This window comes from Coprococcus sp. AF21-14LB (assembly GCF_003458885.1).
GTDB lineage: Bacteria > Bacillota > Clostridia > Lachnospirales > Lachnospiraceae > UBA9414.
The window spans coordinates 1-24,936 of record NZ_QRVX01000036.1 but is presented as its reverse complement, the minus strand read 5'-3'; the positions used below and the strand labels follow the sequence as shown (position 1 = coordinate 24,936).

Annotated in this window: 24 protein-coding genes; 5 read left to right on the top strand and 19 right to left on the bottom strand. The window is 40.7% G+C overall.

The features are described 5' to 3' along the window. Positions 1 to 121 precede the first annotated feature (121 nt). From DWX73_RS09420 to DWX73_RS09390, 8 genes are all read right to left on the bottom strand, one after another. The gene (locus DWX73_RS09420; RefSeq protein WP_118348546.1) at positions 122 to 565 is read right to left on the bottom strand and encodes a hypothetical protein; all 444 of its coding nucleotides are present in this window, start codon (positions 563 to 565) and stop codon (positions 122 to 124) included. Between the two features lie 32 nt (positions 566 to 597). Next, on the bottom strand, positions 598 to 1,917 hold the full coding sequence (locus DWX73_RS09415; protein ID WP_158556846.1) for a helix-turn-helix domain-containing protein: 1,320 nt from the start codon (positions 1,915 to 1,917) through the stop codon (positions 598 to 600). Positions 1,918 to 2,021: 104 nt separating this feature from the next. Continuing rightward, the gene (locus DWX73_RS09410; protein ID WP_118348544.1) at positions 2,022 to 2,333 is read right to left on the bottom strand and encodes a rhodanese-like domain-containing protein; all 312 of its coding nucleotides are present in this window, start codon (positions 2,331 to 2,333) and stop codon (positions 2,022 to 2,024) included. A 40-nt stretch (positions 2,334 to 2,373) separates the two neighbouring features. After that, entirely contained in the window at positions 2,374 to 3,003 is a 630-nt protein-coding gene (locus DWX73_RS09405) for a cytidylate kinase-like family protein (RefSeq protein WP_118348543.1), read from the bottom strand. Positions 3,004 to 3,035: 32 nt separating this feature from the next. Beyond that, positions 3,036 to 4,619: an ABC1 kinase family protein gene (locus DWX73_RS09400; RefSeq protein WP_118348542.1), complete on the bottom strand. Its 1,584-nt coding sequence runs from the start codon at positions 4,617 to 4,619 to the stop codon at positions 3,036 to 3,038. Next, the gene (locus DWX73_RS15765; RefSeq protein ID WP_330413602.1) at positions 4,585 to 4,770 is read right to left on the bottom strand and encodes a hypothetical protein; all 186 of its coding nucleotides are present in this window, start codon (positions 4,768 to 4,770) and stop codon (positions 4,585 to 4,587) included. The genes DWX73_RS09400 and DWX73_RS15765 overlap by 35 nt, the downstream gene beginning before the upstream one ends. Beyond that, positions 4,767 to 4,919: a hypothetical protein gene (locus tag DWX73_RS15760; protein WP_330413601.1), complete on the bottom strand. Its 153-nt coding sequence runs from the start codon at positions 4,917 to 4,919 to the stop codon at positions 4,767 to 4,769. The genes DWX73_RS15765 and DWX73_RS15760 overlap by 4 nt, the downstream gene beginning before the upstream one ends. 49 nt (positions 4,920 to 4,968) lie before the next feature. Continuing rightward, entirely contained in the window at positions 4,969 to 5,346 is a 378-nt protein-coding gene (locus DWX73_RS09390; RefSeq protein WP_118348541.1) for a diacylglycerol kinase family protein, read from the bottom strand. Between the two features lie 198 nt (positions 5,347 to 5,544). Between DWX73_RS09390 and DWX73_RS09385 the strand changes: the two genes are divergently transcribed. From DWX73_RS09385 to DWX73_RS09375, 3 genes are read left to right on the top strand one after another with little or no spacing between them, the layout of a single operon-like run. After that, entirely contained in the window at positions 5,545 to 6,012 is a 468-nt protein-coding gene (locus tag DWX73_RS09385; RefSeq protein ID WP_118348540.1) for an HAD family hydrolase, read from the top strand. Between the two features lie 21 nt (positions 6,013 to 6,033). Then, complete coding sequence (locus tag DWX73_RS09380) at positions 6,034 to 6,375, top strand: hypothetical protein (protein ID WP_118348539.1); 342 nt, start codon at positions 6,034 to 6,036, stop codon at positions 6,373 to 6,375. Between the two features lie 27 nt (positions 6,376 to 6,402). Then, complete coding sequence (locus DWX73_RS09375) at positions 6,403 to 7,101, top strand: helix-turn-helix transcriptional regulator (RefSeq protein ID WP_118348538.1); 699 nt, start codon at positions 6,403 to 6,405, stop codon at positions 7,099 to 7,101. Positions 7,102 to 7,114: 13 nt separating this feature from the next. Here the strand turns inward: DWX73_RS09375 and DWX73_RS09370 are convergent, their stop codons facing one another. The 5 genes from DWX73_RS09370 to ppdK form a co-directional block, all read right to left on the bottom strand. After that, complete coding sequence (locus tag DWX73_RS09370; RefSeq protein ID WP_118348537.1) at positions 7,115 to 8,002, bottom strand: cation transporter; 888 nt, start codon at positions 8,000 to 8,002, stop codon at positions 7,115 to 7,117. A gap of 74 nt (positions 8,003 to 8,076) precedes the next feature. Continuing rightward, positions 8,077 to 8,457, bottom strand: coding sequence for a YbaN family protein (locus DWX73_RS09365; protein WP_118348536.1), 381 nt, complete (start codon positions 8,455 to 8,457; stop codon positions 8,077 to 8,079). Next, entirely contained in the window at positions 8,458 to 10,134 is a 1,677-nt protein-coding gene (gene cydC, locus DWX73_RS09360; RefSeq protein ID WP_242996795.1) for a thiol reductant ABC exporter subunit CydC, read from the bottom strand. Continuing rightward, positions 10,127 to 11,860, bottom strand: a complete 1,734-nt coding sequence (locus DWX73_RS09355) for an ABC transporter ATP-binding protein/permease (RefSeq protein WP_118348535.1) — start codon at positions 11,858 to 11,860, stop codon at positions 10,127 to 10,129. Before DWX73_RS09355 ends, cydC begins: the two co-directional genes overlap by 8 nt. A gap of 174 nt (positions 11,861 to 12,034) precedes the next feature. Next, on the bottom strand, positions 12,035 to 14,668 hold the full coding sequence (gene ppdK / locus DWX73_RS09350; protein WP_118348534.1) for a pyruvate, phosphate dikinase: 2,634 nt from the start codon (positions 14,666 to 14,668) through the stop codon (positions 12,035 to 12,037). Between the two features lie 280 nt (positions 14,669 to 14,948). Between ppdK and DWX73_RS09345 the strand changes: the two genes are divergently transcribed. After that, a complete protein-coding gene (locus tag DWX73_RS09345; protein WP_118348533.1) occupies positions 14,949 to 15,620 on the top strand; it encodes a YesL family protein in 672 nt (223 codons plus the stop codon). A 96-nt stretch (positions 15,621 to 15,716) separates the two neighbouring features. Here DWX73_RS09345 and DWX73_RS09340 read toward each other — a convergent pair whose 3' ends face one another. From DWX73_RS09340 to DWX73_RS09310, 6 genes are all read right to left on the bottom strand, one after another. Next, complete coding sequence (locus DWX73_RS09340) at positions 15,717 to 16,871, bottom strand: ATP-binding protein (protein WP_147334782.1); 1,155 nt, start codon at positions 16,869 to 16,871, stop codon at positions 15,717 to 15,719. Between the two features lie 13 nt (positions 16,872 to 16,884). Continuing rightward, positions 16,885 to 18,537, bottom strand: a complete 1,653-nt coding sequence (locus DWX73_RS09335; protein WP_158556845.1) for a PAS domain-containing protein — start codon at positions 18,535 to 18,537, stop codon at positions 16,885 to 16,887. Next, positions 18,527 to 18,892, bottom strand: coding sequence for an Hpt domain-containing protein (locus tag DWX73_RS09330; protein ID WP_118348530.1), 366 nt, complete (start codon positions 18,890 to 18,892; stop codon positions 18,527 to 18,529). Before DWX73_RS09330 ends, DWX73_RS09335 begins: the two co-directional genes overlap by 11 nt. A 30-nt stretch (positions 18,893 to 18,922) precedes the next feature. Beyond that, the gene (locus DWX73_RS09325) at positions 18,923 to 21,013 is read right to left on the bottom strand and encodes a diguanylate cyclase domain-containing protein (protein WP_118348529.1); all 2,091 of its coding nucleotides are present in this window, start codon (positions 21,011 to 21,013) and stop codon (positions 18,923 to 18,925) included. A 435-nt stretch (positions 21,014 to 21,448) separates the two neighbouring features. Next, positions 21,449 to 21,985: a hypothetical protein gene (locus DWX73_RS09320; RefSeq protein WP_118348528.1), complete on the bottom strand. Its 537-nt coding sequence runs from the start codon at positions 21,983 to 21,985 to the stop codon at positions 21,449 to 21,451. Between the two features lie 565 nt (positions 21,986 to 22,550). Continuing rightward, positions 22,551 to 23,009, bottom strand: coding sequence for a CFI-box-CTERM domain-containing protein (locus DWX73_RS09310; RefSeq protein ID WP_118348526.1), 459 nt, complete (start codon positions 23,007 to 23,009; stop codon positions 22,551 to 22,553). 571 nt (positions 23,010 to 23,580) lie between these two features. Between DWX73_RS09310 and DWX73_RS09305 the strand changes: the two genes are divergently transcribed. Next, on the top strand, positions 23,581 to 24,660 hold the full coding sequence (locus DWX73_RS09305) for a site-specific integrase (protein WP_118348525.1): 1,080 nt from the start codon (positions 23,581 to 23,583) through the stop codon (positions 24,658 to 24,660). The last annotated feature ends 276 nt before the right edge of the window (positions 24,661 to 24,936 follow it).

Below are 24,936 nucleotides of genomic sequence, written 5' to 3'. Positions count from 1 at the left end.
TTCAAGATTAATTCACAGACTATTTTATTGTTTTTTTATTTTATTATATATTTTTATTCATTTTATACTTTTATATAGCAGAGGTAATCCCGGTGGTGGCAGCGATGGAAATGTCTAAACACTATACATTTTTTTCTTCTACATATTCTTTTACAGCTTGATAACGATATCTCATTTTCATTAATTTTAAAATATTTAGCGCCTGATGAAACAACATCGGGCTTTCTTTTTTGCAGGTCAATTCTTTAATACAAGCCATGGTCGTAACAGCACGTCCCAATTCATTTCCTTTGCCAGCTTCCAGTATCATAACCATACGCTTTCTGTTCCACGCAAATGCTTCTTCTGTTCTCTCCAATTCAGTCAATACTCCTGCCATATTTCCTGCTATTAATTCCCAATCCCGGATATTATAAACAGGGTTTAAATCGCTATTTTCATAATTACTCAATATTCTCTCCCATAACAAAATTGCTACTTCTTTTTCCTCTGTAGAACCTTCCGAGTAAAGATTGGCAATTCGATTCAAAATAATATTTTCACTATGTGTTAAACGATAAGACAAAATATCATTCTCCGCATGCGGTAATGTTAGCGTTATAGCTCATTAAATCTCCTTATTGCCTCTTCTCTTTTGATATTATGACATAAATATTCTGTCATGATGTTTTCCGATATTATGTACTGCTGATTCTTAATATTTGACATATCTACTGTTTTTTCTAGTTTTTGTAAAATTTCTTCTACCTCTTCATGCTCAAAACGCTGTCTTCTGGCAGCAATTTCTCTTTCCAACCGCACCGCTTCAAATCGATCTGCCACAACATACATTCCAACGCGCTCTCTTTCCCGTTTTAGGCGATGCAGAAGTTTTTTCATCAGTTCTTCCCGAACCTGTACTTTGCCCCTTTCTATTTTTGACAGCGCTTCCCTGGTACATAATCCTTCTGATAATTTTTCCTGCGACATTTTCTTTGCAAGACGGCTTTTTCGAATCACTTCATAGTCCAATTCAAATGCCCTGTTAATATGCTGAAACATTGGAAAATCTTCAAAATGTATATTATATTCTGTCTCTACTTCTACTAATGCATTTCGCATTTCTAACAGTTCTTCTGCCTCTGCTTCTTTTCCATCCTGTTTCAGCAGTAATGCATTTTCCCATAATATCTCCGGAAGATATAAAATTCTTCCCTCTTCCCGCAGAAGTTCTAATGCGTCTTCTAACCGTCTCTGAAAATACGCATATGGCAGATTGGAGTATTTTTTCAGCAATAATACTGCATATGGATAAACCTTAACCAATTCTCCCGGATTTAAGCGCTTCTGTTCCAGATATTCTAAAATTTCCCATAATTCCTTTTCGTTTCTTTTTTCCTGTGTCTGCTCGCAAATCTCCCAGCGAAATAGCAGCAGTTTTAATTCCTCTGCACTAAAAATCCGCTGATCAATCGCACGCTCACCTTGCATCGTCTGTACAATTGCACTTTCGATATGATTTAATGCTTCTTTCAGCAAATGCAGCGAATTCTCCTGTTTCCAACGAATCCATAATATCTGTGCTTTTGCTTGCTCGATAAATTGTCTGTGAAGCTTTTTCCCTGCTCTTTTTTCTTTCTCATACAGCTGCAGTGTATACTCTGCTTCTTCTAAATGCAAATGACAAATAGCTGCCTGCACCTGATACTGCAGCTCATATAAACGATACGTTTCTTTTGGCAGCACATATTCCAAACGTTCTGTTGATTCGCCCAATCTGCCAAATAAGCGGTCTAAACGAAAATACCCCGGCGACAGCTCTCCGCTTTCCATTTTCGCAAGTTCTGAAATGTCGCACAGTCCCTCACTTAATTGTTTCAACGAATAGCCTTTTTCCTTACGCAAGCTTCCTAAAATCATCCCAATACTCTGTCCCATTATTTCTTCTCCCACTCCAAATGAGCATAAAGAAATTCCATTCATCCCATATCACCTTACGATACTTTATGAATGGAATTCTTTTTCGTTCTTATTTTCTGCAATTACCGCACCAATTTACTTTCATGTCCGGATACCCCGCCGATGTTGACAGCTTTGTATCCCATCTTTGTCAAAAAGGTAACTGCTCTCCCTGCCCTTGCCCCGCTTAAACAATAGACAAAAAGCGGCGTTTCTTTTGGCAGATCAACGCCTGCCAGTTTATTTAGCGGAATATTGACACTGCCTTCCAGATGACCTTCCGCATATTCTCCTTCTGAACGCACATCAAGAAGTACGGAACCTTTTGTCTCCTGCTGCGCTTTGATTCCTTCCTCCAGTGAAGGTTCTTTTCCAAACATATTTAAAAATCCCATGTCTATTACCATCCTGTCCTGCATATAGTTTTATATAGTTTTATGATTGTTCCCATTTCCGATAAATGCTCTCCAGTGCATCCACTGTTCCTTCCACACCAAGAAGACTCACATTCAAAAGAATGTCATGAGATTCAATACTTCCCCATTCTCTTCCCGTATGCGCCTCATAATAGAGCTTTCTTCCTTTATCTACCCGCTTAATCTTTTCTTTTGCCTGACGCTCATCCAATTTGTAAATCTGCATGATCCGACGAACTCTGTCATCACGATAAGCATGGACAAATACATTGATGCAATTGGAATAATCTCCAAGAATATAGTCTGCACATCGTCCCACAAAAATGCATGAACTTCTCTTCGCCAGTTCCAGAATAATCTCTTTCTGTGCACGGAATACTTTGTCGCTAAGCGGCACTGTGTCTTCTCCCTCTCTCATAAACACCGTATAATCTCCGGTATTTACAACATAGCCGGATAAAAATTTCCCGAGAATTGACTCATCCACCTGACTTGCCTCTTCATTCGTAATTGCCAGCTTTCTTGCAGCCATTGCAATCAGATTATGATCATAAAGCGGAATATTCAAACGCTCTGCCAACCTGTTGCCAATTTCGTGTCCACCGCTGCCGAATTCTCTTCCAATCGTAATAATTACATGATCTGTCATACATGTATCCCCCTTTCAATCTTCCGAAACATTTATTTTCTCGAAAAAATATGTTTTAAAAATACATACATTACAATCCCAAAAGCAATCAGATATCCAAACGCTCCAAGCGCCGGAATCCCCCATATCTTCGGTGTCATATCTGTTGTGCAGATAATACTGGAGCTGATCAGAAGCGCCATTACCCAAAGCCCCATTACAATATTTCTTACCAGCCTTCGCAGCAGCCTTTCCAGTTCTCCGGCTGCATGAAGTTCCAGATTAATTTTCGTCTGCCCCTTTAAATAGCCCTGAAGGATATCGGATAATAATGACGGAATATTGACTGCTTTTTGAATAGATTTGTACAGATTCTTTCCGCTGTTTTTCAGCTCTTTTTTCAAGCTCTTTTCTTCGAGGATTTTTCCCGCCATATGCCTCGATGCAATCTCAACCATATTGATCTCCGGCGCAATATCTGCCAGCACACCTTCCATATGTGTTAATCCTCTTGCGAGCATAGTCATTCCATGAGGCATAATAATCTTATTCTCTTTCATCACTTCCATAAGATCCATTGTTACCTCTGCAATGTCAATCGCGCCAAAATCTGCTGTTCCGTACTTTGAAAGCAGACTGCTGATGTCTTCATAAAGCTGGCTCTGATCCGGTTTTTCTTTAAAATCTCCAAGCGCCAGCACAACATCCTGCAGAAGTCCCACATCTCCGACTGCAATTCCCTGAATTGCCCGTCCGAGAAGTTCCCGATCCCTCTCCGTCAGCCGTCCCATCATCCCCATATCAATCCAGATAATCTTTCCTTCGCACACTTTTACATTGCCCGGATGTGGATCGGCATGAAAGAACCCATCATCCATTACCTGTTTGATATAGTTGTCTACCAGCTTAATTCCGATTTCTTCCAGATCATATCCGTCAGCGAGCAATGCTTTCTTATCATCCACACTGCACCCTTCAATATGCTCCATAACAAGTACGAACTGATTCGTATATTCCTGATAAAGCTTTGGAACACCTACAAATGCAACTGCTTTATTGTGTCTTGCAAATTCTTCCATATTAGCTGCTTCTGTAAGGAAATTCATCTCCTCGCGCGTCACTGCCCAAAGTTCATCAAGCACCATATCAAGGTCAACCATTTCCTTTAGGCTTACCGGAGGGAGCAGCTTGACCGCCCGATGTAAAAGACCGATATCTCTTGCCATCGTCTCATAGATCCCTCTTCGCTGCACTTTCACAACAACCGAAGCACCGTTCTTCAATACCGCTTTATGTACTTGCGCGATAGAAGCTGAGCCAAGAGGGGTATCGTCTATTGCTGTAAATATTTCACTCCAGGGGCATCCATAAGCACTCTCTAGAACTTCCTCCACTTCTGAAAAACTCATTGGGGCAACTTCCGAGCGAAGCCGCATCAGTTCATCACAATATCGCTTCGGCAAAATATCCGAATGCATAGACATAATCTGTCCCAATTTGATAAATGTAGGTCCCAGGTCTTCCAGAATGAGGCGAAGTTTCTCCGGCGTTACACCTCTTGTAATCCCGTGCTTTTTCAGCACCCCTGTCATCTCTTTTAATCTAGTCCGGTACTCCTGCGTTTCCTGCCTGCTCATCTGCTGCCTCCATCGCTGCAAGCTGCTCTTTCAGCGCCTCGATCATCTCCGGCGACATCTTCTCAAGCATCTCGCTGATTTCTTCCGGTGAATCCGGCTCTTCTGCCACATTCATCTTCTCTTTTACCGTTTTCTTAATGTTGTGTTTCACTCTTCATTCAGCGCCTTCCCCTGCTCCACTGTCAGTTCGCCTTTTTCTACCATCTCATCCAGCATCTCTTTTGATTTTTCTGCTGTTGTTGCCACAACACCAATCCCTGCTAACAAAAGTTTCTTAATATTATCTCCAAATCCATCCATGTTACATGCTCCTCTCTCTGCATATTCTGCGCTTCCTTATCCGGTTCTTTCACAGCGAAAAAAGCTGAGAAAGCTTTGGAAGAAATATAGTAAGTCCCGCTGCTGCTGCCATAAGTGCCGCAATCAGAACTGCTCCGGCGGCAGTGTCCTTTGCCAGCTTGGCAAGGGGACGCTTCTCTTCCGTCACAAGATCTACTACTGCCTCAATTGCTGTATTCACAAGTTCCAGCGCCATAATCATTCCAAACAATACCAGACAGATACACCACTCCAGTGCAGAAATATGAAATAGTATTCCCGCTGCTGTCACTCCTATCGCTGCCACACAGTGAATCTTCATATTCCGTTCCTTTCGGATTCCGGCAAAAATCCCTTCAAATGCATAACCAAAACTTTTATACAATGGTTCTTTCTTCGGCTGTCTCATTTTCTCACCTCTTATTCGGAATTTAACTCTATTATACTACATTTTGCACAAAAATATATAAATTTTTGGTTAATTTTATATTCTTTTGCTCTTTTTTTATCCTGTATTTCTCTATTGATTATCATGGACTTTAAACAATTTTTGCACTATACTAAAGCTAATAGATTATTTCCGCCGGAAAGCATACAGGAGGTTGTTATGAGAATAGAGATACCGGAATATAAAACATTAGAACTTGACACTATTTTTCTTGATTTTAACGGAACTATCGCTGTGGACGGCGTCATTCCAAAGAGTGTTTGTCAAAGGCTGATCACTCTTGCCGGCAATTTTCGTATCTATGTGCTGACTGCAGATACCAATGGAACGGCAAAAGAACAGTGTGAACAGCTTCCGGTTTATTTACAGACATTTCCATCAGGAAATGCAAGAGATTACAAAAAAGAATTATTAAAATCGGTCGGTGCAAGACGATGTGCCGCCTTTGGCAATGGACGCAATGACGAACTCATGTTGAAAGAAGCCGCATTTTCCGTTGCAGTCATGGGAAAGGAAGGCGTATATGGAAAGCTTCTCAAAGAGGCAGACATTTGCGTCTCTTCTATCGAAGATGGATTAGAACTGCTGATCCACCCGAATCGACTGATCGCAGGACTGCGCGGATAAAGAGTTAAAAAGGAGAATCTTATGGAAATATTATTTTCGAATCAGAAAGAATCACATTTTATCGAAGTTTATAATGAATATTTAAAGAAAATTCCGGATTTGCTAAAACAGTTGGAGACTGTAGAACAGATGTATCAAAAAGCCTGCCTGGAAGAATCCATGCTGCCATCAGGCGCTGATGACAATCACAGCGTCGCTTTGTATGAGGAACGTCTGACACGTATCAAAGCACAATGTGAGGAACGTGCCGCCGATATCAGGCAGCAATGTCATCTGATTTTTGATCTGAAATCACAGGTAGAATCAGAAAGTCTTGTATTGACAAAACTGATTTCTTCAGAACCGTTTTCGGGAAAAAATTAATTCTAATAAGGAAAAGGAAGCTATGATATGATATCTAATATTTTACAGCCCTACATCCCCCTCGTCGAATTTCTCGGTCAGACGTTAGGACCGGATTATGAGATCGTTCTTCAGGATCTGACTCCTGAACACAACTGCATCATCGCCATTGCAAACAGTAGCATCAGCGGCCGAACGGTTGGAAGTCCACTGACCAATGCTGCGCTTCAGATGCTTTCCAGAAAATTATACGAATCCCATGATTTTCTTGTAAACTATAAAGGCATCGCTGAAAACGGGCATGTGCTGCGCTCTTCTACGATGTTTATTAAAGATTCTTCCGGCATCCCTGTTGGACTTCTGTGCATTAATTTTGATGACAGCCGGTTCATGGAACTCCACGAGAAGCTAATGGCGGTCATACATCCGGCTTCTGCTTCTGCAAATGTTCCTGCATTTTCCAAAACGCTTTCGTTCTCAAGTTCCGAGACGTCCGACAGCATTCCGGAAATTACAGAACATTTCTCTATGGACATTCATTCACTTATGCAGAAAATTTTTGACGATACAACTGCTTCCATTTCAACACCGCTGGATCGGCTAACGCAAAGTGAACGTAAAGAACTGATACGCCAACTGCATGACAGAGGACTTTTCCAGCTCAAAGGAGCAATTTCCTTTGTTGCAGGACAATTTTCCTGTTCATCGGCAACGATCTACCGCTATCTCAGTGAGATCAACGGTTAAATCCGCCTTAAGTTTACGGCACTAAAATCAGCTCACAGGTAGACTCCTGGAAAGCTTCTTTTGCTTTTTCATTTAGAACTTTTAATGCAAGTTCCAGATTTTTTACTTCCAGGCTGTCTGCCTCAATCTGAAAATATATCGCAATCCACAAATTCCGTCCCGTTCTCGTAATATCGAAAAAGACAGGCGTAAACTGGTATTGTTCCAGTATCGGATGACAGATTTCTTTGACTTCCTCCATGAATGTCTCATCCGGTGAAAACAGAAAAAGATCTTTTACCGCTCCCCACAGTACCTTTATACTTTCTGGAAGCATGAATACCATAACGATGACCGCTACAATCTGGTCAAAGTACGGCGTAAGAAATCCAAGCGGTGTTTTTTCCAGATACATCGATACAAAAAAGGCAAGAGACATGCCCAAACTATATACAATATCTAGTTTCCAGCCAAGAAGTTCTGCGGTAATCGTCGGGGAGGATAAGTTACGGTTCAGCCGTTTCATGATTAGAAAAATAACAATACTGGCTGCCCCAAGACAAAACTGGAACAGCGAAACTTGTGCATGGTCTACCGGATTTCCTCCTGACAAAGCAGAATCCAGCACTTCTGCCGATACTCCCATCGTTACCGAAAGCATCATAACCCCTTTAATTATGACAAATATTGATTCAATCTGAAAATATCCGTAAGGATGTTTTTCTGATACAGGCTTATGAAACAACGGTGTCAAAAACAGCAGCAGCGCAATAAAGACAAGTTCTGATGCATCGTATACTGCATCTGTCAATGCAGACTGCGAATGACTGTATATAGAAAAAATAAATTCTACAACAGCAAACATCAATCCTGAGAAAAACGACATCAGCAGAATCTGTTTTTCTTTTTTTTCGGTTATCATGTTGTCACCTCATTTTTGAAATATAAGTGAGATTATAACGCTACTGGTTATAAAAGTAAAGCCGTTTCCCTTCTCTACACCGAAGCTTCCACCGTTTTCACCCGGAATCCAAAGTATATGACATGGAATATCCATACAATCACCAAAACTGCTCTGCCCATCGGTACAGCTCCCATCATAGCAAATCCAATTCCCATTGTAATGGTAACGCCTGCCATAATCCCAACCTTTGTTTTTCTTGTCATGCCTTCGCCTTTTGCATAGGTTTCCAGATTGTTTTTATAGAGCTTTGTTCCACAAAACCAGTTCTCCAGTTTCCTGCTGCTTTTCGCAAAGCAAAATGCCGCTCCGAGCAGAAATACGACACAGGGAACTAATGGAATCATTGCTCCTGCCGCACCAATTCCCGTCAAAAGAAATCCTGCCGCAGCCCACAATAATTTTCTTGTTTTCATTTAACTCATCCTCCCGCTTTCCATTTGAATTACTTCATCTGCAATAGACATCGTTGATAACCTGTGAGATACAAGAACTACTGTACGGTCTTTTCTCTCTTGGTAAAGCGCCTTTAAAATTACTCCCTCATTGAGGCTGTCCAGATTACTCGTCGGTTCATCCAGAAGCATGATCGGCGCTCTGTGAAGAAATGCACGGGCAATTCCTAATCTCTGCCGTTCTCCGCCGGACAGCGTGTCGCCAAGTTCTCCTACCTTTGTATCATATCCCTCCGGAAGTGTTTCGATAAAATCATGGACTGCTGCCTTTTGACAGGCTTCTTTCAGTTCTTCCATCGTAGCATCCGGCGCCGCAATTCTTAAATTCTCTGCGATACTGTCATTAAATAAATGTGTATCTTGGGTAACATAGCTCTCATACGCCCGCAGAGATGACGTTTTGATGTTAGAAATCTCTTCCCCGGCAATCTCTATTTCACCCGCATCTGCATTCCAGAACCGCATTAATAATTTCAGAAGTGTTGACTTGCCGCTTCCGCTCTTTCCGACAATCCCGATAATATGATTTGGGTTCATCTTCAATGTTACTCCATCAAGAATTTTCTCTTTTTCATAGGAAAAACTCACATCCCGGCAATCAATCTCTGCCTCGCCTGAAAGTACCGCATAACCATCTCCCACATTCTCCGTTACAACCGGCTCTTCTTCCAAAAGTTCCAATACCCTTCTTGCACTTGCCAGCGTCCCCTGAAGCGTACTTCCCAGATTTGCCAGCGCCACTACCGGCCCAAAAGAACTGAACATCGCCGTTACTGCCAATACCATTTCCCCAAATCCAATCTTTCCTGCCTGATAGAAATAAGCTGACAACCCAAACATTCCAAGGGAGAGAAGAAAAATTCCCGCTCCGGTCATTGCCATTCCAAAACCCGCTGCGCGTTTCACATACCAATCCGCTTCCAGCATTTTTTCAGTTCGTTCTCCCATACCTTTCTTTCTCTCTTCTCCGCAGCCATACTGAAGTACTTCCCGAAGTCCTCTCAGATTTTCTAATACATAGCTGCTCAAAGTTCCGGACAGGTTCCGAAGTTTCTTTCCCCAATCCCTGCTTGTTCTGGAAATCCACACTGGCAGTGCTGCCCCGATCAAAAGATATGCTCCCATTGCATAAATTCCAAGCAGCGGATGAAGTGTTCCAATATATCCTGTCATGATCGCTGTCATCAGAACCGCAATCAATACCGGAGAAATCGTATGGGCAAAAAACACTTCCAATAATTCAATATCTGATGTAATAACTGAAATCAAATTTCCCTTTTCTTTTCCTTCTAATTTAGCCGGACATAATTTGCGAAGCACAGCAAATACCCTGTCACGAATCATAGCAAGAATTTTAAATGCAATATAATGATTACAAGTCTGCTCTGCATAATGAAGAATCCCACGAAGGATTGCCAGTATCGGAAGTAAGAGCATAACCAATTTCATAGATACTTCTGTCTCTCCAATGACCGACAATACTCCGTATGCACCTAAAATCGTAATAAAGTTGGCACACAGAAATCCTGTCACGCCACAGATGACTGCCATTGCCATCGTTCCACCAAGCGGTTTTACAAGTCCTGTCAACTTCAGCATAATCTGAAAGTTCGTCTTCTTTTGTATTGTTTTATACATGTCCTTTTCCTCCCGCATATTGTTCCAATTCTTTCTGACTGTTCCACATCTTCGCATATGGACTGCACGAATCCAACAGTGTTTCATGGGTACCGCTTCCCACTATCTTACCTTTCTCTAACATATAAATCTGATCTGCGCAAACTGTATTGGCAAGCCTGTGTGAAATCATAAGTACCATTTTCTGCTTCGCCAGTTCCCGGATCACTTCCATAATCCGTTCTTCACTTTCCACATCAATATTACTCGTTGCCTCGTCAAACACATAGACCGGACTGTCATGGAGCAAGGCTCTTGCCAGCGCCAACCGCTGTCTTTGACCGCCGGAAAGATTCTCTCCCCGCTCTTTTAATATCGTATCTAATCCATTTTGCGTTTTCAAAAACTCTGAAAGCCGAACGATTTCAAGCACACGCCACAATTCTTCTTCTCCTGCATCTGCCTTAGCCATGCAGAGATTCTCCCGGACTGTTCCTCCGAACAGATAACTATTCATAGAAACGAGCGTAATCTTTTCCTGCAGTCCCTCTTCTGATAACTCACAGATTTCCTGACCGCCAAATTTCAGATTGCCCTCATATCCCGTCGTCCGTTTACATATAAGAGAGGCAATCGTACTCTTTCCGCATCCGCTCTTTCCGACAAGCGCTGTAAACTGTCCCGGTTTCATATGAAAATGAATCTCATCAAGAACCGGCCGCTCCGCCTCATATGCAAATGTAAGATTTTCTGCTGAAATATCGAAGCGGTCTTCCTGCACCGTTTTCGCTTTGCTCATCTCTTCTTCCAAATCCAGCAGTCTAAAAATCTTATCGCTGGCTGCCATCCCGTTCATTGCCACATGAAAGAAAGATCCAAGCTGACGCATCGGAATAAAGAAATCGGCAGAGAGCAGCAGAATAGCAAACATTCCTCCGATTCCGACAACTCCCGCCTGAAACGCTTTCAAACCGGTAATAATTCCCGCTGCCGCCCCTCCAAGCGCCACAATATCCATTACGATAATGGAATTCAGCTGCATCTTCAATACCTTCATTGTCACAATCCGAAACTGCTCTGCCTCTTCATTCATCTGCTTATGTCGTTTCGCATCTGCCTCATAGATTTTCAGCGTCGTAAGCCCCTGAAGGTTTTCTAAAAAACTATCCCCAAGTTTCGCATACTGCCCCCAGTACTTTCCAAGCAGCCGCTTTGCAACCTTTTGTACGCATATAATCGCAATCGGAATAAGCGGAACACAAAGAAGCAGTACAAGAGCTGCCTTCAGATGAATAAATGCCAATACGCCAAAGAGTGTAACCGGAGCAAGGAGACTGTAAAAAAGCTGCGGCAAATACTGACCAAAATAGGTTTCCAACTGGTCTACCCCTTCCACCGTTATCTGAATCACTTCCGCAGTAGATACTCTCTCAGAATAAGATGGTCCAAGCCGCAAAAGTTTATCGTAAATCTTCTCCCGCAAGATCTTTTTCACATCCCGGCTGGCAAGAAAGCTTTCCTTAGATGCCGCTCTCGTACAGATAAACCGCATCCCAACAGCCAAACTCATCACAAGAGCTCTCATGCCGATTCCGCTCATTCTGTTATGGTACAATTGTTCTATAAAATTGCTGACACTCAAAACAAGGATAATATTTGCACACAATGCCAGCCATTGATAAAATACATTTCTTTTAATATGTTTCATAGAATCTTCTGACAGTTGAATTAATCTCTTCTTAATCATTTCATTCTCCTTAAAGTTAGCTTTAACTAATCTTTGGTTAGTATAAACTACCCAAATAGAATTTGTCAAGAAGAAACTTTTATTGTCAAATTAAAAAATGCCTTATTCTCAGTTTTACCTGAGAATAAGACATTTTCTTATGTTAAAATGCTATATTTACTATGAAATTCGCAATTAGTTTGCGTTCTTTTCACTAATAGCTGCCTGTGCTGCTGCAAGTCTTGCGATCGGCACACGGAATGGTGAACAAGAAACGTAGTCTAAACCAATCTTATGGCAGAATTCTACAGAACTTGGATCTCCACCGTGTTCTCCACAGATACCTACATGCAGGTTCGGGTTAACCGGTTTTCCTAATTTGATAGCTGTTTCCATAAGCTTACCTACACCGATCTGGTCTAATTTTGCAAATGGATCGTTCTCGAAGATCTTAGCATCGTAGTAAGCTTCTAAGAATTTACCAGCATCATCACGAGAGAATCCGTATGTCATCTGCGTTAAATCGTTTGTACCGAAGCAGAAGAAGTCTGCCTGTTTAGCAATCTCATCAGCTGTAAGAGCAGCTCTTGGGATCTCGATCATTGTACCAACTTCGTATTTTAACTCAACGCCTGCTGCTGCGATTTCAGCATCAGCTGTCTCTACTACCATATCTCTAACATATTTTAATTCTTTTGCATCACAAGATAATGGAATCATGATTTCCGGTTTTACTGCCCAGTCTGCATGTGCTTTCTGTACATTGATTGCTGCACGGATAACAGCTTTTGTCTGCATCTTAGCGATTTCCGGATATGTTACAGCAAGACGAAGTCCACGATGTCCCATCATTGGGTTGAACTCATGTAAAGAATCAATGATTGCTTTAATCTGTTCAACTGTTTTGCCCTGTGTATCAGCAAGTTTCTTGATATCTTCCTCTGTTGTAGGAACGAATTCATGAAGCGGCGGATCTAAGAAACGGATTGTAACCGGATTTCCTTCCAGTGCTTCGTATAATTTTTCGAAGTCTCCCTGCTGTTCCGGAAGAATCTTCTCAAGAGCAGCTTCTCTTTCTTCTACTGTCTCAGAACAGATCATTTCACGGAATGCATCAATTCTGTTTCCTTCAAAGAACATATGCTCTGTACGGCAAAGACCGATACCTTCAGCGCCAAGCTCACGAGCTTTTCTAGCGTCTGCCGGTGTATCTGCATTTGTTCTAACTTTTAATGTTCTGTATTTGTCAGCCCATCCCATGATTCTTCCGAATTCTCCAGCGATTGTAGCATCAACTGTAGGAATCAGACCATCATAGATGTTACCTGTTGATCCATCAAGAGATAAGAAATCTCCTTCATGGTATTCTTTTCCTGCTAATGTGAATTTCTTATTAGCTTCGTCCATTGTGATGTCTCCACATCCGGATACACAGCATGTACCCATACCACGAGCAACAACTGCTGCGTGAGATGTCATACCACCACGAACTGTCAGGATACCCTGAGCAGCTTTCATACCTTCGATATCTTCCGGTGATGTCTCAAGACGAACAAGAACAACTTTCTCTCCTCTTGCAGCCCATTCTTTTGCGTCTTCAGCTGTGAAAACGATCTTACCGCAAGCAGCTCCCGGAGATGCTCCTAAAGCTTTTCCAACCGGTACAGCTTTTTTGATTGCAGCTGCATCAAACTGTGGGTGAAGTAATGTATCAAGGTTACGAGGATCGATCATAGCTACTGCTTCTTCCTCTGTTCTCATTCCTTCATCTACTAAATCGCAAGCGATTTTAAGAGCAGCCTGAGCTGTTCTCTTACCGTTACGTGTCTGTAACATGTAAAGTTTACCATGCTCTACTGTAAACTCCATATCCTGCATATCTCTGTAGTGTTTTTCAAGAATCTGGCATACTTCTTTGAACTGTACGAAAGCTTCTGGGAATTTCTGTTCCATTTCAGAAATGTGCATTGGTGTACGAACACCTGCAACAACGTCTTCACCCTGAGCATTTGTCAGGAATTCACCGAACAGACCGTTATTTCCTGTAGCTGGGTCACGAGTAAATGCAACACCTGTACCACAGTCATCTCCCATGTTACCGAATGCCATCATCTGTACGTTAACAGCTGTTCCCCAAGAATATGGGATATCGTTGTCACGACGGTATACGTTAGCACGTGGGTTGTCCCAAGAACGGAATACAGCTTTGATAGCTCCCATTAACTGTTCCTTTGGATCTGTAGGGAATTCTTCACCGATTTTTTCTTTATATTCAGCTTTGAACTGTTCTGCAAGTTCATGAAGATCTTCAGCTGTCAGTTCTACGTCCTGTTTTACGCCTCTTTCTTCTTTCATCTTGTCGATCAGCTCTTCGAAGTATTTCTTACCTACTTCCATAACTACGTCAGAGTACATCTGGATAAATCTTCTGTAGCAGTCCCAAGCCCAACGAGCATTTCCTGATGCAGAAGCTAATGTCTCAACAACCTCTTCGTTCAGACCAAGGTTAAGGATTGTATCCATCATACCAGGCATAGAAGCTCTTGCTCCTGAACGAACAGATACAAGAAGTGGATTCTCTTTGTCACCAAATTTCTTTCCAGTAACTTCTTCCATTTTAACGATTGCATCCATGATCTGTTCCATGATTTCATCGTTAATCTTTCTTCCGTCTTCATAGTACTGTGTACAAGCATCTGTTGTGATTGTGAATCCCTGTGGTACCGGAAGACCTAATTTTGTCATCTCAGCAAGGTTAGCACCTTTTCCACCAAGAGTGTTACGCATAGAAGCGTCACCTTCAGTGAACATATAAACCCATTTTGCCATGTCTTTACGACCTCCTCGTATTTTTTGTAAATATTTGGTATCTTGAATATGAGCATCTTTGGAATATCTCATATTACTAACAAATTTTGCGATTTTCACCGCAATCATATTGTAAATGTTTTAACAAGGTTCGTCAAGTGAGAACTGCTTTTTTACCCAGAATCATCAACATTTTATAAATTTCTTATAATATTTTTATAAATCTTCACAGTGCTCCGACTTGCTTTTCCGACATTAATCTACTATAATCTTAATCAGATTGCTTTTTAGGAGGGTATTTATGAACAGACTTTTTGATTTGGACAATCCCGTAATGCGTTTTCTCGGGAAGTTGTTCGACTTAATGTATTTAAACCTTTTATTTCTTTTGTGCAGCATCCCAATTGTTACGATCGGTGCTTCTCTGACTGCCATGTACAGTGTTGCATTAAAAATGGTCAAAAATGAAGAAACTTATATTGGAAAAGACTTTTTTAAGTCTTTCCGAATGAATTTCAAACAGGGAACGATCATCTGGATTCTTTTTCTGCTGATCGGATGGGTTATGTATGCGGATACACAGATTGTAAAAACGATGACAGTAAGTTGGGCGAAACCGCTTCGAATCGGAATTTTTTCTATTTCACTCATTATTTTCTGTATGTTTACTTATGTATTCCCGATTCTTGCAAGATTTGTTAACAGCGTGAAAGTTACAATTAAAAATTCATTATTGATGAGCATTGCCCATCTTCCGTTTACTGTATTGTTTATTCTCATCGATGTTTTAATTATTTTTATTGCTACAAGATCTGGTTATGCCCTTTATACAACACTTTTTGTCAGCATGATCGGCGGTACTGCTGGTGTTGCTTACATTCAGTCTGTATTTTTCCGCAAGATTTTCAAACGATATGAACCGGAAGAAGCAGATCTTTCTGAAACATCTGACTACATAGCAGAAGACAATTAAGCTACTGCTCTAAACAGTAAAACACACTGGAGTCTTTATGGATACCTCCTATATGTATCCTGAAGTTCCAGTGTGTTTTTTATATTCATTCAATCATTACAGTAACTTTTCCAGTGTCTTGCACAGAAGATCCATATCAACCGGCTTTGCAATATGCCCATTCATACCCGCTTCGATGGATTTCTGAACATCTTCTGCAAATGCATTTGCAGTCATCGCAAGGATTATAATGTCTTTTGCCTCTGCATGAGACAGACTGCGAATTCTTCTTGTCGCTTCATAACCGTCCATAACCGGCATCTGAATGTCCATAAATATCGCATCATATGTTCCGGGAGCACACGAGGCAAATGCTTCCACCGCCTCTTGTCCATTCTCTTTCAAGGTATACGTCGCGCCTCTCATCTGAAGCAGTTCTCCTAAAATTTCTGAATTAATTGCATTATCTTCTACTAAAAGGAAGTGTTTTCCACTTAATATTTCTTTGATAGTTTCGCCGTCTGCAAGCACGGTGTGCTTCTCTTCTTCAGCAATCTCTTCAAATTCTAATTCAACTGTGAACGTACTTCCCTGATGTAACTTACTCTCAACAGAGATATTTCCTCCCATCAGATCCACAAGTCCTTTTGTAATACTAAGCCCAAGACCTGTTCCTTCTACGCGTACAACACTCTCACTTCTGATAAATGGTTCAAATAATCGTTCCTGAAACTCCTGACTCATGCCAATCCCTGTGTCTGCCACGCAAAAACGGTAGCGGACTTTCCCCGGAACAACTGCCGGAATCTCTTCTGTCCGAAAAGTAACTTTGCCGCCTTCCATTGTAAATTTGAATGCATTACTTAACAGATTAATCAAAATCTGTTTTATACGCAGCAAATCTCCCATAAACTGCGGATGTGCAAATGCACCTTTTTCAATCACAAAGTTCAAGCCTGCATCTTTTGACTGGGATACCATAATAGATGCAATTTGATCGATCAACTCTTCTACGTGAACAGACGCACAGTTCAAGTGAATTTTAGACTGCTCAATCTGGCTCATATCCAGCACATCATTGATCAGACTCAGCAGATGCTGTGATGACACAGAAATTTTATGTAAATAATCATGCACCTTTTCTTTTTGGTTTAAATTTGCCAACGCAAGTGTTGTCATTCCTACAATGGCATTCATCGGTGTACGGATGTCATGACTCATAGAGGACAGAAAATCACTCTTAACACGACTTGCTTTTTCTGCCTCTGACAACGCTTTTTCCAATTCATTTTTTAGCTTTGAGCTCTGCCTCCAGCATCTCCGTCACATCTGAACGCACAAAGCAAACCCGTCCCAGACGCAAATCAATCGCAGAAATAATCATATTTTTCGTTGCAATACTTCCCTGTGCATTTCGAATGGAGTAGGTAAAAGAATATGTCGACTGCTTTTTCAGCCGTTCCATGATCAATTTTCCATCCAGCATAGATTTTGTCCGCTCCTGATCTGCATCGATGACAAGACTTTGGAAGATCCGTTCCAAACGTTTCGTATAAGCTCCGCTTTCCTCGTTAATATTATCGTCACCGCCGCTGACAATCTGATAGTGATCATTCAACAGATCCACATCTGCAACAAGGTCATAACTTATAGATGACAGTTGAAGAAGAATCTTCTCCCGAATCGTTTTTTCCGTAATGTCTGTAACCGTTAAGATTCCCGTAATATCTCCTGTATCCGGTGTCTCCACCAGATTCACTTTAAACTGCACATAGCGGCCTTCCTGATTCTTTGGCAACTGTACATAACAAGGCATTACTACTTCTGTGATCCCATTTTCAAATGCCTGTATTGACGGTTCGTTTAAATATTTTGCATAAAACTGCTCTCGTTCCTTCTCATCAACAATCAGTGTTCCGATTCCTTTAAAAAAATCTTCTCTTACATATCCAAAGTTCGCAAGCAGTTCGGAATCTGTATGATCTACAATCTCTATAATTCTATCCTGTGTAATATTGCAGTGTCCCAAAATCAATGTGTCCGGTCCTGTCATTAGATAATGCTGAAAAATCTGTTCTTTATACTGCTGACGCAGCTGTTCCTGCATCTTCTTCTCCACTGTAATGTCATGATAATCCGCATATACTCTTGCATTTCCACCATCACTTTGGATTAAAGAGAACTTTACATTAACCCATATATAATCTCCGCGACCGGTTCGAAGTCGATATTGCAGTTCATATCTCTCTTTCTGCTCCCGAATACACTGATCCAGTGTTTCTTTCACATACCCCTGATCATCCGGATGTACCCCTGAAAGTGCATCTTCTTTATACATATTCCAGGCTTCTTCCATCGGCATGTCAACCATCTCTGCAAATCCATTTGACAGATACTCCGGAGTCAGAGCGCCGTCCAGCTCATGCCGGACCACTGCGACACCGCCCGGAAGATATTTTAATACCGTCTGAAAATATTGTTCTAACCGCTCTTTTTCCTTTTTCATCTCCATCTCTTCTGTAATATCTCTTACATACTTGATGTAGGCCGGGATTCCATTCCAGTTTGTCTCCCGGAATCGCGTTGTGTAGAACCGCCCTTCTTCTTCAAAATTCATCTCATGTATTCTATCATCCGGATCATGCGAATTCAAAGTACAATACTTACAAGGCTCTGTTTTCCCGTACAAAAATTCATAACATTTACACCCTGATGGGGCTTTCTCTGCTTCATACGTTCTTTTCAGATCATTTGCATAAAGGAGATTATAATTACTCTTATCAATCACATAAATATCATCTACCGTCTCACTCGCAATGTCCTGGAGCAGTTGTATCTCCGGAGAACAATATCCAAATGCAGCTCTCCCTGTTTTTTCATCATAGACCGCATCTTCTTCGTGAAGTGCATCTGCAATTCTATTTCCCTTAACATCCATGACATTCCCTCTCATACTTGCGAATCAGTTCTATGTGACGTTTATACTCACTGACAAGCGATTCTTTCCATTCTTCTCCTTTCTGAAGATCTTCCCGCCGCAGCGCTTCCGTTATCTCGTTTACCGGAGCAAAGAGCGCTTCAAATCCCAGATTCATACAGACGCCTTTGAGTGTATGAATTGCCCGAAAAGCTTCTGAAATATTCTGCTTTTCAAATTCACCAAGGAATAAATCATAGCTGTCATCTTTTAAGAATAAAAGAACAAAACGCTGAATTCGCTCTTCTTTTCCAAATCGTTCCAAAATCCCCTCATAGTTTCCGCCTAGTTTCTCATATAACTCCTGCAATGTCATATACTTTCCCTCCAACAGTTTCTAACAAGCTTATACGAAATTATCTTTCACCGTCTCCTCAATTTCTGAAATAGCAGTCGGAACCAAATCCGTCTGCACACTCATTTTAAAATTAGAAGAATTTCCCGGCCCCTGGCATTTTGCCTCATAGAGCGCCCGGTCTGCACAGCGATACAGCATATCATAAGAACGGTCTACAAAAGGTGTTTCCGCAATCCCCATGCTCACTGAAATATGTACTCCGTCATACTCTCCTGTGAGCGACTCAAATATCTTCTCCACTGTATCTTCCTGCTTAGAATGACACCGCTGAAATACGAGGAATTCATCTCCTCCGATTCTGGCGATAAGTGCCCCTTCCTCCACATTGCTTCGGAGCAATTCTGCCATATACTTTAGCAGCCGATTACCAAAACTGTGGCCTCTCTGCCTGTTTACATTTTTAAAATAATCCAGGTCAAAAATCATCATTGTAAATTCTTCTTCCGGATGCTTCTGCAAACAGCTTTCTACTTTTTTTCTTGCATATGCCCGATTGTACAAACCGGTTAACGGATCCAGCATTACCAACTGCTGCAGCCGATTCAGTTCTTCTGCACCGCCTCCGGAATCAAGCACCTTACCTATCACGCCTTCATACGCTGCTTTTCCTGCATTGCCCCACATCGTTCTGCAGATCAATCGTTTTCGCCTGTGTATCCCTTCGATAAACAAATCGCACTCAAATTCTACAACCGGATGTTCCGCATCTGCTGCTTTTAACAACTGTTCCAGACAGCTCAAATCCTCTTTTCGTATCATTCGTAAAAGCTGCTCCTGTTCCATTGGATTCAGCATTACCTGCGGCAATCTTAACTGTTTGGCTCCCCATTCTGACAATGTCAGCATTGATGGGATATTCGTATACTCAAACTGAATCTCTGATGATAACGAAGAAAAGAACTGAAACTTAATCCGCTCTTCTTCCAAAAGGTTCAGTGTACGGTTAGATGCTGTAATTTCTTTCTGTGACAACAGCTGTTCTGTGATCGTCCGGATTTCCTTTCTGCTCTCCTGTCCAAAGGAACGCAGCGTTAGCTCTTCCTGAATCCGATCAGAAATATCACTCAGACATTCCAAAAGCAAAGGATGAAAACAACCGCACTCGCCATTTAGAATCATTTGAAGTGATTTTTCATGTGAAAATGCTTTTTTATACACACGTTCACTCGTCAGCGCATCATAGGCGTCCGCAATCGAAACTGCCTGAGCCGAAATTGGTATTTCCTCTCCTTTCAGTCCGTCCGGATACCCTCTGCCGTCATAACGCTCATGATGCCACCTGCAAATCTCGTAAGCCACTTCCACCAACGGTTCTTCTTTGTGAAGCGGAAGGTCCTCCAGCATATTTGCCCCAATCAGCGAGTGTGTCTTCATAATCTCAAATTCTTCCTCTGTCAGCCTGCCTGGTTTGTTCAGAATTTCTTCTGAAATCGAAATCTTTCCAATATCATGGAAAGCTGCCGCCTTACTGATCAGCGAGATTCTTTCCGGACTCAGATTATATTTATCTGTCTTTTCCCGCAGGCGCTTCAAAAGCATCTCCGTTACTGTCCCGATATGCAGCACGTGAAGACCGCTTTCACCATTCCGGAATTCCACAATGTGACTTAAAATCGAAATCATCAACGTACTGTTTTTCTCGCTCTCATACATCTGATCTGCGATCATAGAAATCAGTCGTTTTTGTTTGGAATACAGCATCATTGTATTGACTACCCTGCGGCAGACAATTACTTCATCAAATGGTCTGCTGATATAATCAGCTGCACCGAGTTCATATGCCCGTTCCACAACAGAGTGGGAGTTTTCTGCTGAAATCATAATTACCGGGATTTCTTCTATCCAGTGATAGCGATTCATCATTGCCAGCACTTCAAATCCATCCATCTTTGGCATAACAACATCCAGTAAAACAAGTGAAATCTTCGTTCCATAGTTGTGGAGCAGTTCCACTGCCTCTACTCCATTTTCCGCTTCCAGGATCTCATATCGTTCTTCCAGCATATCCGCAAGAATGGCTCTGTTAATCGCAGAATCATCTACAATTAGAATTTTATTACTCTTTTTCCTGTTAGACATCTTCTCTTTATTTTCGTTTATCCTCTGACCACATCTCACCAGAGTTTTGCAGCCCGGATTTTCCCCTTTCCTTAGAATAAATGTGTGAAATCTTCCTAAATTTATATATTTATTCTAGTATAGCATAAATTATAGATTAGATGTCAGATTAATTTCTTTTCTTCTCTTTTCCAGTTCCGCTTTCGTACCACCTTTTGTTATGATAATTCTGCAGCTACAGCTACTTATTTTTTATGCAAGGAGGATATCATATGCCAACTTATTATGACAAAAAAGCGCACACTTGGTTCTGCAAATTTTATTACACGGATGCACAGGGAATGCGCCCAAAAGCTAATATATAAAGGGCACTGGAAAACTTCCACTTATTAGGAAATGGAAGTTTTTCAGTGCCCTTTATTCTTCAAACCTTTCGCCTATTATTAAAAATATTTTTTACAGATTTCCTATACGCTTTTTAATAGTAAAATTATAACTTACCAATGGACTATTAGAATAGTCACCGTGACTCAATACAGTCCATTTTACATCACTCACCGAGATTTCTGACCAATTAAACTGAAGCGAGATTTCTCTCTTCACATCATCCGGGTTAGTAAATCCTGTCGCTAAATTTGTTTCAAATTTAATATGATCATTACCACTAAATGTAAAACCTTCTCCAACAGCTACATTGTTAAATACGCTATCTGCAAGCATCGAAAAACCAATACTACAATACATACTATCAATCTTTCTAACTATTACAACCACAGAAATGTCCGTATAATTTCTCATAAAAGTCATATATGTAATATCCTGTAATTTATTTAAAATAGAACAATAATCTTGAGGGCTATTAACAACATACGAAATCCTTAGAACATTATTGGGGGAAGTACTCCTAGCGGGTGAATAACTGTTTTGATTGGTATTACCATTCTTTTTCACGACAATGATAATAACAACCACTATTACTAAAAACCAAAACATAAATTCCCATCCCTATTTAGTCAAGTATTTTTACTTCTTTATTTACGCTTTACATATCCGTCCATCTACAGACGCAAATTTCTCGTGCCTACCAGAATCTCCTGCGTTTCTTCTGAATCCTAAACGCATTTGTCCAACATGTCTATAAAAAAGCACTTTTGCTTTAGACTATGCTTTTATACAAAACAATAATCCCTGCGTCCCAATCTTCATCCCCTACATAATAACTGAATGAATAATTAGAAGGCATGGGGATTTGATCCTTATTTTCATCTAAGAGGACAAAAGATTTACGAAATCTTTTATCGACAAATAGTGATTGATCAATAAAATGCTGTATTCGTTTGGACTTCCTCCATAGCTTACACATGTTTTTTCTATTGATGTTAATATGTACTTCCATCAGGGTTTGTATAAATCATTTTAACATACCTAACACAATCTAATGGTGGTGGTATTTTTGTAATTTCTTTGATATGATTCTTTTTGTTCTGTTTAATAACAAAAATGATTATAACAACAAGGATAAGCCAAAACATAAAATTCCTCTCTTTCTCAATCCAACTCAAATCTTAGATAGCTTATGAAATAACATCATATACTGAATCACTGCTTCATCATTCTTACCCTCTTCTATGATTTTAACAATTGAAACAATTTTCTGGTATGTATCTTCTAAGATTGCATCTCGTTCAACGGATGAATTAATAGCTTTTACAATCATAGGTGCCTCTGCATAATAATTGCTGATCAACTCCTCGCCATATGGCTGTCTTTTTATGTACTCATCCCTAAATTTTCGCAAAACCTGCAATTCATGACAATCATCATCTAGCCCCTTATATACACAACACGCTGTAGTTAGAAAACACCCACCACTTCCTGAACCACGTCTTCTATAATGGGCACAATCTCTAACTTCATCAGGGTCTTCAAGAGTTTTATACCACTCGCAACTCCATCTCCATCCTGAGTCCAACGGACTGCCATACTCACAGTCTTTACATCTTCCATAATTTTCCATCTTTGCAATCCTCCCTAAAATTCCTTTCGTCAAAAGCGCTCATTTTATTACATATAATACCATAATTTCATAGGAAAAGGAAGTTAATACAGGAGTTTGACCGGGACAACCGCATAAAAAATATCCATTTAAAGAAATATTGGATGCACTTGGTACGGAATATGATCTTATTCAAGCTGAAGTTTATAAAAGCTCCTACTTACTTAGCAAAAGAAAGAAAATAATTACATTTAATATTCCTACATTATAAAGCATTGAATGAAGATGGAATACAGGTGGTTGCTATTGATATTCATCAGGGAACAGAACAACCTTATCTGAATGGGAATGTCGATCAGAAAAAGCAGGCTGCAAATAAACCTGAACAGCATTTAGCGGAATAATCCATAATCAATCTGGCAAAACGGCAAGGCGTTTTCATAAGAAAAGATATAGAAAAAGAACTGACCGGATTGACAAAGCTGGATTCGCTGTATTTTTCTTCTCTTTTCCAGTTCCGCTTTCGTACCACTTTTTGTTATGATAATTCTAAAGTTACAACTACTTATTTTCTATACAAGGAGGATATCATATGCCAACTTATTATGACAAAAAAGCGCACACTTGGTTCTGCAAATTTTATTACACGGATGCACAAGGAATGCGCCGCCAAAAAAAGAAACGTGGATTCAAACGCCAGCGGGATGCAAAAGCATGGGAACGTTCTTATTTGTCTTCTACGTTTTCTTCTAATGAAATGACATTCCAACAACTTACAGATCTTTATCTGTCCGATATGGAAAAGCGCCTGCGCCAGACAACCATGAATACAAAACAGTACATTTTTCGCGATAAGATCCTGCCTTATTTTGCCAAACAAACACTCTCTTCAATTACCTCTGCCCAGATCCGTTCCTGGCAAAATGAACTTCTTACCCTGCAAAAGAACGATGGCACAGGCTATTCATCCACTTATCTAAAAACAATTCAAAATCAATTGTCCGCAGTGTTTAACTATGCTGTCCGCTATTATCATCTCTCTGAAAATCCATGTCTGCGCGCCGGTTCTCTCGGTAAGAGTTCTGCTGAAGAAATGCATTTCTGGACTTATCAGGAATTTAATTTTTTCTTAGCTGTTATCGACAAAGAACGGTTTCGACTTGCCTTTCTTCTTCTATATCATACCGGTATCCGTATAGGAGAACTTCTTGCCCTGACCCCCGGCGATTTTCATTTTCAGAATAAACAACTTTATATCTGTAAATCTCTCCAGCGACTGCACGGCGAAACTCTGATCACTTCTCCCAAAACACCAAAAAGCATTCGTTTCATTGCTCTGCCTTCATTTTTGTTGCTTCGAATTCAAGAATATATTGAGAATTCCCATATTTCCGAGCAAGACTTTATTTTTCCTTTTACCAAATCTCTGCTCGGCAAACGTCTCAAACAGTACGCTGACCTCTCCGGTGTGCCTAGAATCCGACTTCATGATCTTCGGCATTCTCATGCAAGTCTTCTCATTGAACTTGGTTTTCCTCCCCTCTTGATTGCGGAACGTCTTGGGCATGAGAAAATTGAAACAACACTTAATATCTATGGACATCTATATCCGGATAAGCAGTTAGAAATTGCCCAGTCACTTGAAGCCCTTAACCAAAATAGTTCTTTTTAAGTACCACCATTTTCACACTACTTCTCGGCAGCATACTATCCGCAGAATATTTTTCATACATTTTTCTCAATTCTACAATTCAGACTCAATGGTAGAAAATTTCCTACCGTTTTGTCTGCACGATTTAACAAACTTCTCACAATGTATGTGATACCGGTATTTGATCGGTATTATATATAGCAACTCAAATACATAGTAAAAAGGAGAGATGTATTATGAAGAAAAATCTTACAAAACTCATGGCACTCGGACTTGTAGTTGTTATGGGAGCAACAG

What these genes read in the sequence shown, in the direction of transcription:
- DWX73_RS09405 (WP_118348543.1), bottom strand. Translation starts at nt 3,003, where the DNA reads ATGACAGATCATGTAATTATTACGATTGGAAGAGAATTCGGCAGCGGT.
- DWX73_RS09400 (WP_118348542.1), bottom strand. Translation starts at nt 4,619, where the DNA reads ATGAGCAGGCAGGAAACGCAGGAGTACCGGACTAGATTAAAAGAGATG.
- DWX73_RS09385 (WP_118348540.1), top strand. Translation starts at nt 5,545, where the DNA reads ATGAGAATAGAGATACCGGAATATAAAACATTAGAACTTGACACTATT.
- DWX73_RS09305 (WP_118348525.1), top strand. Translation starts at nt 23,581, where the DNA reads ATGCCAACTTATTATGACAAAAAAGCGCACACTTGGTTCTGCAAATTT.
- DWX73_RS15760 (WP_330413601.1), bottom strand. Translation starts at nt 4,919, where the DNA reads ATGGATGGATTTGGAGATAATATTAAGAAACTTTTGTTAGCAGGGATT.
- DWX73_RS09410 (WP_118348544.1), bottom strand. Translation starts at nt 2,333, where the DNA reads ATGGGATTTTTAAATATGTTTGGAAAAGAACCTTCACTGGAGGAAGGA.
- DWX73_RS09325 (WP_118348529.1), bottom strand. Translation starts at nt 21,013, where the DNA reads ATGTCTAACAGGAAAAAGAGTAATAAAATTCTAATTGTAGATGATTCT.
- DWX73_RS09380 (WP_118348539.1), top strand. Translation starts at nt 6,034, where the DNA reads ATGGAAATATTATTTTCGAATCAGAAAGAATCACATTTTATCGAAGTT.
- DWX73_RS09355 (WP_118348535.1), bottom strand. Translation starts at nt 11,860, where the DNA reads ATGATTAAGAAGAGATTAATTCAACTGTCAGAAGATTCTATGAAACAT.
- DWX73_RS09330 (WP_118348530.1), bottom strand. Translation starts at nt 18,892, where the DNA reads ATGACATTGCAGGAGTTATATGAGAAACTAGGCGGAAACTATGAGGGG.
- DWX73_RS09345 (WP_118348533.1), top strand. Translation starts at nt 14,949, where the DNA reads ATGAACAGACTTTTTGATTTGGACAATCCCGTAATGCGTTTTCTCGGG.
- DWX73_RS09415 (WP_158556846.1), bottom strand. Translation starts at nt 1,917, where the DNA reads ATGGGACAGAGTATTGGGATGATTTTAGGAAGCTTGCGTAAGGAAAAA.
- DWX73_RS09365 (WP_118348536.1), bottom strand. Translation starts at nt 8,457, where the DNA reads ATGAAAACAAGAAAATTATTGTGGGCTGCGGCAGGATTTCTTTTGACG.
- ppdK (WP_118348534.1), bottom strand. Translation starts at nt 14,668, where the DNA reads ATGGCAAAATGGGTTTATATGTTCACTGAAGGTGACGCTTCTATGCGT.
- cydC (WP_242996795.1), bottom strand. Translation starts at nt 10,134, where the DNA reads ATGTATAAAACAATACAAAAGAAGACGAACTTTCAGATTATGCTGAAG.
- DWX73_RS09375 (WP_118348538.1), top strand. Translation starts at nt 6,403, where the DNA reads ATGATATCTAATATTTTACAGCCCTACATCCCCCTCGTCGAATTTCTC.
- DWX73_RS09310 (WP_118348526.1), bottom strand. Translation starts at nt 23,009, where the DNA reads ATGGAAAATTATGGAAGATGTAAAGACTGTGAGTATGGCAGTCCGTTG.
- DWX73_RS09390 (WP_118348541.1), bottom strand. Translation starts at nt 5,346, where the DNA reads ATGAGACAGCCGAAGAAAGAACCATTGTATAAAAGTTTTGGTTATGCA.
- DWX73_RS09370 (WP_118348537.1), bottom strand. Translation starts at nt 8,002, where the DNA reads ATGATAACCGAAAAAAAAGAAAAACAGATTCTGCTGATGTCGTTTTTC.
- DWX73_RS09335 (WP_158556845.1), bottom strand. Translation starts at nt 18,537, where the DNA reads ATGGATGTTAAGGGAAATAGAATTGCAGATGCACTTCACGAAGAAGAT.
- DWX73_RS09320 (WP_118348528.1), bottom strand. Translation starts at nt 21,985, where the DNA reads ATGTTTTGGTTTTTAGTAATAGTGGTTGTTATTATCATTGTCGTGAAA.